The organism is Bradyrhizobium sp. SPXBL-04, from assembly GCF_051853035.1.
Classification (GTDB): Bacteria; Pseudomonadota; Alphaproteobacteria; order Rhizobiales; family Xanthobacteraceae; genus Bradyrhizobium; species Bradyrhizobium zhanjiangense.
In genome coordinates this window covers 5199371-5211760 of sequence record NZ_CP182472.1, presented here as the reverse complement: position 1 = coordinate 5211760, position 12390 = coordinate 5199371, and the positions used below count along the sequence as shown (strand labels likewise).

12 protein-coding genes and 1 pseudogene are annotated in these 12390 nt (G+C 63.6%); 6 read left to right on the top strand and 7 right to left on the bottom strand.

Annotated elements, in window-relative coordinates; all coding sequences use genetic code 11:
• Together exbD and ACNJX8_RS24855 are read left to right on the top strand one after the other, a co-directional pair.
• Entirely contained in the window at positions 1 to 459 is a 459-nt protein-coding gene (gene exbD, locus ACNJX8_RS24860; RefSeq protein WP_128946431.1) for a TonB system transport protein ExbD, read from the top strand.
• A gap of 9 nt (positions 460 to 468) precedes the next feature.
• Entirely contained in the window at positions 469 to 1284 is an 816-nt protein-coding gene (locus ACNJX8_RS24855) for an energy transducer TonB (RefSeq protein WP_128934403.1), read from the top strand.
• Here ACNJX8_RS24855 and ACNJX8_RS24850 read toward each other — a convergent pair.
• The 7 genes and pseudogenes from ACNJX8_RS24850 to ACNJX8_RS24820 all read right to left on the bottom strand — a co-directional run bounded on the left by ACNJX8_RS24850 (position 1272) and on the right by ACNJX8_RS24820 (position 7767).
• Positions 1272 to 1694: a hypothetical protein gene (locus tag ACNJX8_RS24850; RefSeq protein ID WP_439361974.1), complete on the bottom strand. Its 423-nt coding sequence runs from the start codon at positions 1692 to 1694 to the stop codon at positions 1272 to 1274. The two genes, ACNJX8_RS24855 and ACNJX8_RS24850, sit on opposite strands and share 13 nt — an antisense overlap.
• Positions 1695 to 1758: 64 nt before the next feature.
• Positions 1759 to 2429, bottom strand: a pseudogene (locus ACNJX8_RS24845) (site-2 protease family protein).
• Positions 2430 to 2579: 150 nt separating this feature from the next.
• On the bottom strand, positions 2580 to 2969 hold the full coding sequence (locus ACNJX8_RS24840) for a GFA family protein (protein ID WP_439357096.1): 390 nt from the start codon (positions 2967 to 2969) through the stop codon (positions 2580 to 2582).
• A 7-nt stretch (positions 2970 to 2976) separates the two neighbouring features.
• Positions 2977 to 3723 (bottom strand): SDR family NAD(P)-dependent oxidoreductase, encoded by a 747-nt coding sequence (locus ACNJX8_RS24835; protein WP_128934400.1) that lies wholly within the window; start codon positions 3721 to 3723, stop codon positions 2977 to 2979.
• A 123-nt stretch (positions 3724 to 3846) separates the two neighbouring features.
• Positions 3847 to 4578: an SDR family oxidoreductase gene (locus tag ACNJX8_RS24830; RefSeq protein WP_128934399.1), complete on the bottom strand. Its 732-nt coding sequence runs from the start codon at positions 4576 to 4578 to the stop codon at positions 3847 to 3849.
• Between the two features lie 139 nt (positions 4579 to 4717).
• The gene (locus ACNJX8_RS24825; RefSeq protein WP_128946435.1) at positions 4718 to 6544 is read right to left on the bottom strand and encodes an IlvD/Edd family dehydratase; all 1827 of its coding nucleotides are present in this window, start codon (positions 6542 to 6544) and stop codon (positions 4718 to 4720) included.
• A 122-nt stretch (positions 6545 to 6666) separates the two neighbouring features.
• On the bottom strand, positions 6667 to 7767 hold the full coding sequence (locus tag ACNJX8_RS24820) for a LacI family DNA-binding transcriptional regulator (RefSeq protein ID WP_128934398.1): 1101 nt from the start codon (positions 7765 to 7767) through the stop codon (positions 6667 to 6669).
• A gap of 201 nt (positions 7768 to 7968) precedes the next feature.
• Here ACNJX8_RS24820 and ACNJX8_RS24815 point away from each other — a divergent pair, with 201 nt between their 5' ends.
• From ACNJX8_RS24815 to ACNJX8_RS24800, 4 genes are all read left to right on the top strand, one after another.
• On the top strand, positions 7969 to 9036 hold the full coding sequence (locus ACNJX8_RS24815) for an ABC transporter ATP-binding protein (RefSeq protein ID WP_128934397.1): 1068 nt from the start codon (positions 7969 to 7971) through the stop codon (positions 9034 to 9036).
• Between the two features lie 42 nt (positions 9037 to 9078).
• Positions 9079 to 10398: an ABC transporter substrate-binding protein gene (locus tag ACNJX8_RS24810; protein ID WP_091888517.1), complete on the top strand. Its 1320-nt coding sequence runs from the start codon at positions 9079 to 9081 to the stop codon at positions 10396 to 10398.
• Positions 10399 to 10498: 100 nt separating this feature from the next.
• On the top strand, positions 10499 to 11416 hold the full coding sequence (locus ACNJX8_RS24805; protein WP_439361973.1) for a carbohydrate ABC transporter permease: 918 nt from the start codon (positions 10499 to 10501) through the stop codon (positions 11414 to 11416).
• Positions 11409 to 12335: a carbohydrate ABC transporter permease gene (locus tag ACNJX8_RS24800; protein ID WP_128934395.1), complete on the top strand. Its 927-nt coding sequence runs from the start codon at positions 11409 to 11411 to the stop codon at positions 12333 to 12335. The genes ACNJX8_RS24805 and ACNJX8_RS24800 overlap by 8 nt, the downstream gene beginning before the upstream one ends.
• The last annotated feature ends 55 nt before the right edge of the window (positions 12336 to 12390 follow it).

The following is a 12390-nucleotide window of genomic DNA, read 5'->3' as shown; positions in this document are numbered from 1 at the left end:
ATGGGCGTTTCGCTCGCAGACAACGACGGCGAAGACGACGATTTCTCGGAAACGCATGACATCAACGTCACGCCGTTCATCGACGTCATCCTGGTGCTGCTGATCATCTTCATGGTCGCAGCGCCGCTCTCGACCGTCGACCTGCCGATCGATCTGCCGACGTCGAGCGCGACGCCGCAGAAGAAGCCGGACAAGCCGACCTATCTCAGCATCAAGCCCGATCTGACGCTCGCGATCGGAGAGAACCCGGTTCAGCGGGCCGAGTTGATCGGGACCCTCGACGGCCTGTCCGACATGAGCAAGGACAAGTATGTCTTCCTGCGCGCCGATCGCTCGGTGCCGTATGGCGAGTTGATGGGTGTCATGGAGCTCTTGCGCTCAGGCGGCTATACGCGGGTCAAGCTGGTCGCGCTGGAAGGCGCTCCGGGGGCGCCCGCGGCAGGCGCCGCTCAGCCTTAAAGGGCCGCTATGTCGGACGAACTCAGACCATCCCGGAAGCTCTGGATCTTGGCGGCAGTGGCAGCGCTCGTGCTCCATCTGGGTGGTGCTGCGCTCGCGCTGGCTCACCTGCGCGCCGATGACGGCGACGATGGTCTGGGGGCGGCGGGCGCCGAGTTCGCGGTCGAGATGGCCTCGCCAAAGGCGCCCGAAACAGACCTTCCGCCGGGGCCCGACAGCGAAGCAATGCAGGAGCAGCAGGCGCTTCCCGAGCAAAAGGCCGAGACCAAGGAAACCGAGCTGCCAAAGGATCAGTCGCAGCAGGTCGACGATCCCGATCGGGTCGTCACTGAGAACATCTCGAAGAAGCCGCAGGACGAGGATCCGAAGATCGCGGCGGTCGAAACTCCCGCTGCCGAGGCATCGCCGAAGTCGGTTGCGACGGCACGGCAGACACTCGATGAAGACGCGCGAGAGGCCGAGAAGGCCCTGGCGCCGGTGCTTGGGCTTGGCAAGGACATCCTGAAGATTACGGCGGACTGGAACCGCAAGATCAGCGCGCATCTGACGGCCCACAAGGTCAATCCGGAGGGCAAAGAGCCCAATAATCAGAAGGTCAAAGTGAGCTTTGCGATCAACCGCAAGGGAAACGTGCTGTCGGTCGACGTCGTGGAGTCGTCGGGGGATGCGGCTTACGATGCGGCCGCGGTCTCGATTGTCCGCAAGTCCGATCCCATTCCGCAGCCGCCGGCCGGGCTGACTGACGACCGGTTCGAGCGCACTGTCGACATCATCTTCACGCCGCCGGACGCGAAGAAAAAGAAGAAGACGGCTCAGCGCCAGTAGAGCCGGATCCCGACATAGACCACGACCAGGCAGGCGAAGATCAGCGCCACCGGCAGCGGCCGCTTCTGGGTTCCGGCGAATGCCGCCGCTCCGAAGGAGGCGGACTTCTTCGGCTTGGGGGCGGGGCGGCGGAAGGCGGTAACATTGTCCGTCGCCGTTTCAGGCGGACGGGTGCGGACGTCGGGCGGGGTTCCCGCGCCGCCCATCTCGGCATAATAGGCCTTGTAGATCGCGCCGATGGTGGCCTCGGTGGCCTCGCCCTCGCTCATCTGCGCCAGCAGGTTCTGGTAGCTCGCGAGGAACTCCTGGGCTTCCGGGGGCAATGCGGACGTCCCGTTGAGCTTGGCCATCATCTTCCAGGTGGCGAAATCGGCGCGGGCGCGGGTGTCGGCGCGTCGCGCGATCAGCATATCGGCAGCTTTGACCAAGTCGGCCTCTGGCCCTTCAGGCCTACGTTCGGATGTCGCTGTTCAACTACACATTGCCGGTCAGGAACAGAACAGCCTGAATCACATAACCGGTCAACGTTCGCAGTATTGCTGAAATAACATCAAGATTTAGACCGAACTGCGAACCTGCCAGCGGTAGCAGGATCAGGAGGCCGATCAGGATCAGCATTCCGACCGGCTCGAGCCGGGCCAGCGGCACGGCGAGTGCCCGGGGCAACAGCCCGACCGCGACCCGCCCGCCATCGAGCGGCGGGATCGGCATCATGTTGAACACCGCCAGGATCGCGTTGATCACGAGGGCATTCTTGAGGTTGTCCGCAACCCATTTCGCCGAGGTCGCAGGCACCAGGGGCAGGGCATGGAAGGCGAGGGCGCCAGCAGGATGTTGGTCGCCGGCCCGGCCAGCGCCACCCAGACCATGTCGAGCCGGGGGTTATTGAGCTTGCGGAAGTTCACCGGCACCGGCTTGGCGTAGCCAAACAGGAACGGCGAATGCGCGAACAGCAGCATCGCCGGCAGAATCAGGGTCCCGAAAGGGTCGATGTGGCGGAGCGGATTGAAGCTGACGCGACCGAGCTGCGAGGCCGTGTTGTCCCCGAGCCGGTCCGCGACGAAGGCGTGCGCAGCCTCATGGAAGGTGATGGCAAGCACGAGGGGGAGCACCCACACGGAGAGGTCATAAATGGAAATGTTCACGGCTCGTCCGTCCCGGTTTGCCTGCTGCCTTGCAGCCATCCAGCCAGAGCGGTGGTGCAGCAACGCTTCAGCTCAACATAGGGGGACCCGTTCCGAAATGCCACGCTGCAAACGGTCCGCCAGTGGCACGCCGCCGTGCCATCGCGCAATTTATGGAATCGTGGTCTGATATTGCATCAAGCCGTCGTCGAGCTTCACCCAGGCGAGCTTTTCCGAGACCCAGATGTGCTCGGTCGGCGCAAAGGCGTTGCGATCATCGAAGGTGGCCAGCGCGACGCCGGCGAGCGTACCGTTGCGGCGCCAGGCGAACAGCCGCGTGCCACAGCGCTTGCAGAACACGCGGTCGATATTCTCGGAGGAGGCGTAGCGGGCGGTCTCGCCCTCGACCGTCAATGCGCGCTGATCGAACTGCGCGCGCGCGAAGTAGGGCGAGCCCATCGCCTTCTGGCAGAGGCGGCAATGGCAGATGCGGACATTGAGCGGCTCGCCCTCCGCCTTGAACCGCACCGCGCCGCACAGGCATCCCCCTTCCCGGATCATGATGTCCTCAATAGGTCGCGCGTCCGCCCGAGATGTCGAAGACGGCGCCGGTCGAGAACGCGCAGTCCTCGGATGCGAGCCAGCTCACCATCGCGGCCAGCTCTTCGACCTGCACGAAGCGCGCTTTCGGGATCTTCGACAGCATGAAGTCGATATGCTGCTGCGTCATCTGATCGAAGATCGCGGTCTTCGCCGCCGCCGGCGTCACCGCGTTGACGAGAATGTCGTGCGCGGCGAGCTCCTTGCCGAGCGACTTGGTCAGGGCGATCAGGCCGGCCTTGGACGCCGAATAGTGCGAGGCGTTGGGATTGCCTTCCTTGCCGGCGATCGAGGCGATGTTCACGATGCGCCCGTATTTCTGCTTGAGCATGGCAGGCACGATCGCCTTGCAGCAGATGAAGGGACCGTCGAGGTTGATGCGCAGCACCTTGCGCCATTCCTCGAGATCGGTCTCCCAGACCGGCTTGTTGACGCCGGCGATGCCGGCATTGTTGACGAGGATGTCGATCTTGCCGAAGGCGCCGAGCGTGGCATCGCGGGCCTGCTCGACCGCCGCGGTGTCGGTGACGTCGACCTTGAAGACGCGCACGCTGTCGCCGATCTCCTTCGCCGTCTTCTCGGCCAGCACGGCATCGAAATCCCAGATCGCGACCTTGGCGCCGGAGCTGACGAAGCGCTCGGTGATCGCGCGGCCAAAGCCCTGCGCGCCGCCGGTGACGACGGCGACGCGGCCGTTGAGATCGATCTTGTTCATCGAGAAATCCCTCTCTCTATCCCTCATGGTGAGGAGCGCGCACGCGGCGCGCGTCTCGAACCATAGAGCCCGTGGCCCATCCCTCGAGACGGCGCTGCCGCGCCTCCTCGGGATGAGGAGTGATCAGAGCATGTAGCCGCCGTCGACGACGAGATCGACGCCGGTGGTGAAGGCGCTTTCGTCACTGCCGAGATAGACCGCCATCGCCGCGATCTCGTCGGCGGTGCCGAGCCGGCCCATCTTCTGGCGGGAGATGAACATCTCCTTGCCCTGCGGCCCCTGCGCGGCGGCGCGGTCGAGCATTGAGGGCGTCTCGACGGTGCCGGGGCAGATCGAGTTGCAGCGGATGCCCTTGGTGATGAAGTCGAGCGCCACCGCGCGCGTCAGCAGCGACACCGCCGCCTTCGACGCGCTGTAGACATAACGGTTGGCCGGCGGCCGCAGCGCCGCGCAGGACGAGATGTTGACGATGCTGCCGCCGCCGCCTGCCAGCATCTCAGGCAGGAAGGCCCTGATGGTCCGGTGCATGGACTTGACGTTGAGGTCGAACGAGAAGTCGAAATCCTCTTCCGAGCACTCCAGGATGGTGCCGTGATGCACGAAGCCCGCCGCGTTGAGCAGGATGTCGATCTTGCCGACGCGCTTGGCAAAGGCGTTGACGTCGGCCGTGTTGCGGACGTCGAGTTTTGCGACTTCGGCGATGCCTTCCTTCGTCAGGCTCGCGATGCCGCTCTCGTTGATGTCGGTTGCGATGACGGTTGCGCCCTCACGCGCAAATGCGACGGCGCATGCGCGCCCGATGCCTGCTGCCGCAGCCGTGACGACGGCGCGCTTTCCCTTGAGGCGGTCTGCCATTTTCTTGTTCTCCCTTGTGAGTTCGTCATTCCGGGGCGCGCCTCTTGGCGCGAGCCCGGAATCCATTATGCGACGAGTTCTATGGCCAGATGGATTCCGGGCTCGCGACTACGTCGCGCCCCGGAATGACAGTGCCTACTCAGTGATTATCCCGCGCCACACCAAACGTGCCGGCGACGTTCTGGTAGCGCGTGGCGAGCTCCATGCAGGCGCCGGTCGACTGCTGGCCGACCGTGTTGCGGTAGATCTCCTGCCACGGCGTCTGGTTCGGCGGATGCTTGAAGCCGCCATTGGCCTTGAGCTCGGCATGGCGCTTCTTCAGCTCCTCGTCCGAGATCAGGATGTTGGCGCTGCCCTTGTTGAGGTCGATGCGCACCTTGTCGCCGGTCTTCAGGATCGCAAGACCGCCATTGGCGGCGGCTTCCGGCGAGGCGTTCAGGATCGAGGGCGAACCCGAGGTGCCGGACTGGCGGCCGTCGCCGATGCAGGGCAGGGACAGGATGCCGCGTTTGATCAATGCCGCGGGCGGCTGCATGTTCACGACCTCGGCGCCGCCGGGGTAGCCGATCGGCCCGGTGCCGCGGATGAACAGCACGCAGCGCTCATCGATATCGAGCGAGGGATCGTCGATCCGCTCGTGATAATCCTCGGGGCCTTCGAACACGACGGCGCGGCCCTCGAAGGCATTGAGGTCCTTCGGGTTGCTGAGATAGCGATCGCGAAACTCCTTGGAGATCACGCTGGTCTTCATGATCGCGGAATCGAACAGATTGCCCTTCAGCACCAGGAAGCCGGCGTCCTTCACCAGCGGCTTGTCATAGGCCCAGATCACGTCATTGTCGGGCGCGGGCGCATTCTTGCAGTTCTCGCCGATGCCACGGCCGTTGACGGTGACCGCATCCTCATGGATGCGCTTGTGCTTCATCAGCTCGCGCACCACGGCCGGCACGCCGCCGGCGCGGTGGAATTCCTCGCCGAGATAGAAGCCGGCCGGCTGCATGTTGACGAGCAGCGGCACGTCGTGGCCGACCTTCTGCCAGTCGTCGATCGACAGCTCGACCCCGATGTGGCGGGCGAGGGCATTGATGTGGATCGGCGCGTTGGTCGAGCCGCCGATCGCCGAATTGATCACGATACAGTTCTCGAACGCCTTGCGGGTCAGGATGTCCGAGGGTTTCAGATCCTCCCAGACCATCTCGACGATGCGCTTGCCGGTCTCATAGGCGATCTGGCCGCGCTCGCGGTAGGGGGCGGGGATCGCCGCGCAGCCTGGCAGCGAGAAGCCGAGCGCTTCGGCGAGCCCGTTCATGGTCGAGGCAGTGCCCATGGTGTTGCAATGGCCGACCGAGGGCGCCGAGGAGGCCACGATCTCCATGAACTCTTCATAGTCGATCTCGCCGGCGGCCAGCCGCTCGCGCGACTTCCAGACGATGGTGCCGGAGCCGGTACGCTCGCCGGCATGCCAGCCGTTCAGCATCGGGCCGCCCGACAGCACGATCGCGGGCAGGTTGACGGTCGCCGCGGCCATCATGCAGGCCGGCGTGGTCTTGTCGCAGCCGGTGGTCAGCACCACGCCGTCGAGCGGATAGCCGTAGAGGATTTCGACCAGGCCGAGATAGGCGAGGTTGCGGTCGAGCGCCGCGGTCGGGCGCTTGCCGGTCTCCTGGATCGGATGGGTCGGAAATTCCATCGCGATGCCGCCGGCTTCGCGGATGCCTTCGCGGACGCGGTGCGCGAGCTCGATATGGTGGCGGTTGCAGGGGGAGAGGTCGTTGCCGGTTTGCGCGATGCCGATGATCGGCTTGCCGGATTGAAGCTCGGCGCGGGTGAGGCCGTAATTCAGATAGCGCTCCATATAGAGCGCGGTCATGCCCGGATTATGCGGATTGTTGAACCAGTCCTGCGAGCGAAGGTGGCGGCGAGCGCCGTTGCCGGCAGCATGCCCATTGGTTGGCTTTTTTGTCATTGGTCTCTCCTGCAATGCAAACGCACTGGCGTCCGTCTCAATGTGTCGGCTGGTGCGATGCCCAGCGGCGCGAGCGATGGTCGGCAGGCCCGCTGGCGGGTCATTTCCTCACAAATGCGATACTAGTCATGGCTACTTGGTAACGCTACCATTTTGTTCGCGGCGCCGGCGCCGGAAGCGGCCGACCTATTGTCCGAACGCCGCGACGACGAGCTTTGCCGCTCGATCACCTTGAAGCCGAGATCGAGCACCGGCTGCTCCGGCCGCCGTCCGTCGATCGCGTCGATCAGCATGGTCGCGGCGGTTTTTCCCATCTCGTAGCGGTTGGTGCGCACGCTGGTGAGGGTGGGGACGGCGGAGGCCATGAATTCGAGGTCGTTGAATCCGACGATCGCGATCTGCTCGGGGACCGCGATCTCCCGGCGCCGGCATTCGAACAGCACGCCGAGCGCGAGGTCGTCATTGGCGCAGAACACCGCATCGAGGTCGGGATCCCGCGCGAGGAGGTCGGTGAACAGGGCGCCGCCGAGCGTCACCGATGTCGGCGTCGCCGTCGTGACCACGAGGCGCGGCTCGAACAGCGCGGCGTCCTTCATGGCCGAGACATATCCGTCCAGCCGCCGCTGCACCCGCGGGTCCATCCGCGCGCCGACGAAGCCGATCTTGCGGTGACCTTGCGCGAACAGGTGGGCAACCGCCGCGCGCGCTGCATCATAGTGCGAAAAGCCGATCATCATGTCGATCGGATGGGGGCCGATCTCCATGATCTGCACGATCGGGCAGTCGGCGGCCTCCAGCATCGCGCGCGATTCCGCGGTCTGGTCGATGCCGGTGACGATCAGCCCGGCCGGCTTCTGCGCCAGAAAGAGGCGCAGCAGCTTCTCCTCCTGCAGGATGCTGTAGCGCGTGTTGGACAGTTGAATTGAGTAACGGCCGCCCTCGGAGGCGTCATAGATGCCGCGCAGCACGTCCGAGAACACGTTATTGGTGAGGGATGGGATCAATACACCGATCACCTCGGTGCGTTGCGAGGCCAGTGCGCGGGCCGCAAGGTTCGGCACATAGCCAAGCTCCTTGGCGGCGCTCTCGACCCGCGTCCGCTTGGCAACCGACAGCGCTTCCGGATTGCGGAAGAAGCGGGACGCCGTGATCGGGCTGACGCCGGCAAGCTCGGCGACTTCCGCCAGCCGGATTTTGCCTGACTTGGTGCGTTTTCGACCCATTTGTTGGTCTTAACACAGTCACGGTCGCAAACAAAGGAACGTTGACAGCGCTACCAGCAACGACTAACCAAAGACAAATTGCCAAAACCGCACAAACTGCCGACAATGTCGCCCGCTATTGATCGGGCTTCGTTCGGTGAAGTCTGAAAAACAAGACGGTCGCGGCGCGAGAGGCGCCGTGGACTACGAGGAGGGAGCTAGATGTCGTCTGTGCAAATCCGCGATGTGCGGAAATCGTTCGGCAACTTTGAAGTCCTGCACGGCGTGACGATTCCGATCGAGGACGGCCAGTTCGTCGTTCTGGTTGGCCCCTCCGGCTGCGGCAAGTCGACGCTTCTGCGCATGCTTGCCGGTCTCGAGAACATTACCTCCGGCACGATCTCGATCGGCGACCGCGTCGTCAACAATGTCCAGCCCAAGGAGCGGGACATTGCGATGGTGTTCCAGAATTACGCGCTCTATCCGCACATGACGGTGGCCGACAACATGGGCTTCTCGCTGAAGCTGCGGAACGCCAGCTCCGACGAGATCAACAAGCGCGTCAAGCGCGCCGCCGAGATCCTGGCGCTGTCGCCGCTGCTCGATCGCTATCCGCGCCAGCTCTCGGGTGGCCAGCGCCAGCGCGTCGCCATGGGCCGCGCCATCGTGCGCGATCCGCAGGTCTTCCTGTTCGACGAGCCCTTGTCGAACCTGGATGCCAAGCTGCGCGTCGCCATGCGCACCGAAATCAAGGAGCTGCATCAGCGGTTGAAGACGACGACTGTCTACGTCACCCACGACCAGATCGAAGCCATGACCATGGCCGACAAGATCGTCGTCATGCATGATGGCATCGTCGAGCAGATGGGCACGCCGCTCGAACTCTACGACAAGCCCGACAACCAGTTCGTCGCCGGCTTCATCGGCTCGCCCGCCATGAACTTCCTGAAGGGCCATGTGCGCGCCAACGGCGTTGCCACCTTCGAGGGACCGAACGGCGTCAAGCTGCCGCTCAAGAATGCGCCGACGGCGTCCGACGGCCGTCCTGCCGTCTACGGCGTGCGGCCTGAGCATTTCACCATCGCCGATGACGGCGCCGAGGCCGAGATCATCGTGGTCGAGCCGACGGGCTCGGAGACGCAGGTGTTCGCCAATGTCGGCGGCGAGCAGGTCGTCGCGGTGTTCCGCGAGCGCCACCAGTTCAATCCCGGCGACAAGGTGCGGCTGAAGCCCGACCCGTCGCTGGTGCATTTGTTCGACGAGGCGACAGGCAAACGCCTCAACGCCTAGCGCAAGACGTAAGACAAGAAAAAGCATCACAGGGAGGACGATATGCAAGACTTTACCCGCCGGACTCTGCTTCAGGGCGGAACGGCTCTGGCTGCAACCGGCATGCTGACCGGGCCGGCGCTGTTCGAGTTTGCGAAGGCCTGGGCGCAGAGCGCGCCCTGGAAGGCCGAGCCCGGCGCCAAGCTGACTGTGATGCGGTGGAAGCGGTTCGTGCCGGCGGAGGACGATGCGTTCAACGCGATGGTTGCGGCGTTCAAGGCCGCGACCGGCACGGAGATGAACGTGTTCAGCGAATCCTTCGAGGACGTGCAGCCGAAGGCATCGGTCGCGGCCAATACCGGCTCCGGCCTCGATCTCGCCTGGGGCCTGCACACGCTGCCGCAGCTGTTCCCGACCAAAGTGCTGAAGATGAACGACGTCGCCGATTATCTCGGCAAGAAATATGGCGGCTGGACCGATGCGGCCGCCAAGACGTGCAAGCTCGGCAACGACTGGCTGGGCATCCCCGTGGCGACGAACGGCGGTTACATGACCTACCGCAAGTCGGCGCTCGACAAGGCGGGTTTCAAGGAGTTTCCGAAGGACTTCCCCGGCTTCCTCGAAATGTGCAAGGCGCTGAAGGCGAACAACACGCCGGCCGGCTTCGCTCTCGGGCATGCCTCGGGCGACGGCAATTCGTGGCTGCACTGGGTGCTGTGGGGGCACGGCGCCTACACGGTCGATCAGAACGACAAGATCATCATCAATTCGCCGGAGACGGCGAAGGCGCTGGAATATTGCAAGGCGCTGTACGAGAGCTTCATCCCGGGTACCGCGTCCTGGAACGATTCCTCCAACAACAAGGCGTTCCTGGCCGGCGAGCTCTATTGCACGGCGAACGGCATCTCGATCTACGTGGCCGCCAAGACCGATCCGTCCAAGAAGGAGCTTACCGCGGACACCTATCACGCGCTCTGGCCGGTTGGTCCGGTCGGCAAGCCGACCGAGCTGCAGCTTGCGCTGCCGATTCTCGCCTTCAACTTCACCAAATATCCGAACGCGGCGAAGGCCTTCGTCGCCTTCATGCTGGAGAAGGAGAACTACGAGAAGTGGCTGGATGGCGCGCAAGGCTATCTGACGCAGACCTTGAATGCCTATGAGTCGGCACCGATCTGGACGGCTGATCCCAAGAATGCCGTGTTCTCGCAGGCCTCCAAGCGCACTCTGCCGGCATCCGGTATCGGCACGGTCGGCGAAAAGGCGGCAACTGCAATCGCCGATTTCATCGTCGTCGACATGTTCGCCAACTACTGCACCGGCGCCAAGGATGCGAAGGGCGCGATGGCCGAAGCCGAGCGCCAGCTGAAGCGCATCTATCGCTGACGGTCACGGGGCGGGCGGCCGTCCGGCCGCCCGCTCGTCAACATTTCGATCAGGGATATCGGGCATGGCTGATGTCGCAATTCCCCGGGCCAAGCCTCAGATGAGCGAGGCGAGCGCCTGGACCCAGCTCAAACACAATCGTAACTGGCTCGGCTTCTGGTTCATGGTGCCGGCCATGGCGTTCCTGATCTTCTTCCTGGCCTATCCGCTCGGGCTCGGCATCTGGCTGTCCTTCACGGACACGCGCATCGGCAGGGTCGGGCACTTCGTCGCCACCGAGAACTACGAGTGGCTCTGGGACGACTCCATCTTCTGGCTGTCGGTGTTCAATACGCTGCTCTACACCTTTGTCGCCAGCGCTCTCAAATTCGCGATCGGGCTCTATCTCGCGCTGCTGCTCAACGAGCACATGCCCTTCAAGGCGATGCTGCGCGCGATGGTGCTCGTCCCTTTCATCGTTCCGACCGTGCTCTCGGCACTCGCCTTCTGGTGGATCTTCGACTCGCAATTCTCGATCATCTCCTGGTCGCTGAGGCATCTCGGCCTGATCAGCCAGAACATCAACTTCCTCGGCGACACGACCTGGGCGCGCATTTGCGTGATCTTCGCCAATATCTGGCGCGGCGTGCCGTTCGTGGCGATCACGCTGCTCGCAGGCCTGCAGACCGTCTCGCCGTCGCTCTATGAAGCAGCAACGCTCGACGGCGCCACGCGTTGGCAGAATTTCCGGTACATCACCTATCCGCTGCTGACGCCGATCATCGCTGTCGTGATGACCTTCTCCGTGCTCTTCACCTTCACCGACTTCCAGCTGATCTGGGCAATGACCCGCGGCGGCCCGGTCAACGCCACCCACCTGATGGCAACCCTGTCCTACCAGCGCGCGATCATCGCCGGGCAGCTGGGCGAGGGGGCCGCGATCTCCAGCGCCATGATTCCATTCCTGCTCGCTGCGATCATGGTTTCCTGGTTCGGCCTGCAGCGCCGGAAATGGCAGCAGGGAGAGAGCAATGACTGACCTGCCCACCAGATCCATCGATCTCAAGAACGTGCTGTCGGGCTCGGCGCCTACGGCCGATCACAGCGAGGGCATGAGCTATCTGCAGTCGGTGCCACGCAGGATCGTGACGCTCTATCTGCCGCTGGCGATCATCGTCTTCATCCTGCTGTTCCCGTTCTATTGGATGGCGCTGACCTCGGTGAAGCCCGACGAGCAGCTGCTCGACCTTGACAAGTACAATCCGTTCTGGACCTGGAATCCGACTTTCAAGCATTTCCACAAGCTGCTGTTCGAGAGCTATTATCCGCACTGGCTCTGGAACACGATGTACGTGGCGATCTGCGCCACGGTGCTCTCGATCGTCGCATCCGTGTTCGCGGCCTACGCTATCGTGCGGTTGCGTTACAAGGGCGCCAATCTCGTCGGGGGGCTGATCTTCCTCGCCTATCTCGTGCCGCCGTCGATCCTGTTCATTCCGCTCGCCACCGTCGTGTATCAGTACGGTCTTTTCGACTCGCCGCTGGCGCTGATTCTGACCTATCCGACGATCCTGATCCCGTTCTCGACCTGGCTGTTGATGGGCTATTTCAAGACCATCCCGTTCGAGCTCGAGGAATGCGCACTGATCGACGGAGCGAGCCGCTGGCAGATCCTGATCAAGATCGTCGTGCCGCTCGCAATCCCCGGTCTGATCTCCGCCTTCATCTTCTGTTTCACGCTGTGCTGGAATGAGTTCATCTACGCCCTGACCTTCCTGCAGTCGACCAGCAACAAGACGGTGCCGGTCGCGATCGTCAACGAGTTCGTGGATGGTGACATCTACCGTTGGGGCTCGCTGATGGCGGGAGCGCTGGCCGGCTCGCTGCCGCTCGTCATCCTTTACGCCTTCTTCGTGGAGCATTATGTGTCGGCGATGACCGGCGCCGTGAAGGAGTGATCGCGGGGCTTGCCGAGAACGCGTCAGGAGCGGCGCGCTCCGGCCAATAAGAAGG

Coding starts and splice junctions, on each gene's coding strand:
- exbD (WP_128946431.1), top strand. CDS start 1: ATGGGCGTTTCGCTCGCAGACAACGACGGCGAAGACGACGATTTCTCG.
- ACNJX8_RS24855 (WP_128934403.1), top strand. CDS start 469: ATGTCGGACGAACTCAGACCATCCCGGAAGCTCTGGATCTTGGCGGCA.
- ACNJX8_RS24850 (WP_439361974.1), bottom strand. CDS start 1,694: ATGCTGATCGCGCGACGCGCCGACACCCGCGCCCGCGCCGATTTCGCC.
- ACNJX8_RS24840 (WP_439357096.1), bottom strand. CDS start 2,969: ATGATCCGGGAAGGGGGATGCCTGTGCGGCGCGGTGCGGTTCAAGGCG.
- ACNJX8_RS24835 (WP_128934400.1), bottom strand. CDS start 3,723: ATGAACAAGATCGATCTCAACGGCCGCGTCGCCGTCGTCACCGGCGGC.
- ACNJX8_RS24830 (WP_128934399.1), bottom strand. CDS start 4,578: ATGGCAGACCGCCTCAAGGGAAAGCGCGCCGTCGTCACGGCTGCGGCA.
- ACNJX8_RS24825 (WP_128946435.1), bottom strand. CDS start 6,544: ATGACAAAAAAGCCAACCAATGGGCATGCTGCCGGCAACGGCGCTCGC.
- ACNJX8_RS24820 (WP_128934398.1), bottom strand. CDS start 7,767: ATGGGTCGAAAACGCACCAAGTCAGGCAAAATCCGGCTGGCGGAAGTC.
- ACNJX8_RS24815 (WP_128934397.1), top strand. CDS start 7,969: ATGTCGTCTGTGCAAATCCGCGATGTGCGGAAATCGTTCGGCAACTTT.
- ACNJX8_RS24810 (WP_091888517.1), top strand. CDS start 9,079: ATGCAAGACTTTACCCGCCGGACTCTGCTTCAGGGCGGAACGGCTCTG.
- ACNJX8_RS24805 (WP_439361973.1), top strand. CDS start 10,499: ATGAGCGAGGCGAGCGCCTGGACCCAGCTCAAACACAATCGTAACTGG.
- ACNJX8_RS24800 (WP_128934395.1), top strand. CDS start 11,409: ATGACTGACCTGCCCACCAGATCCATCGATCTCAAGAACGTGCTGTCG.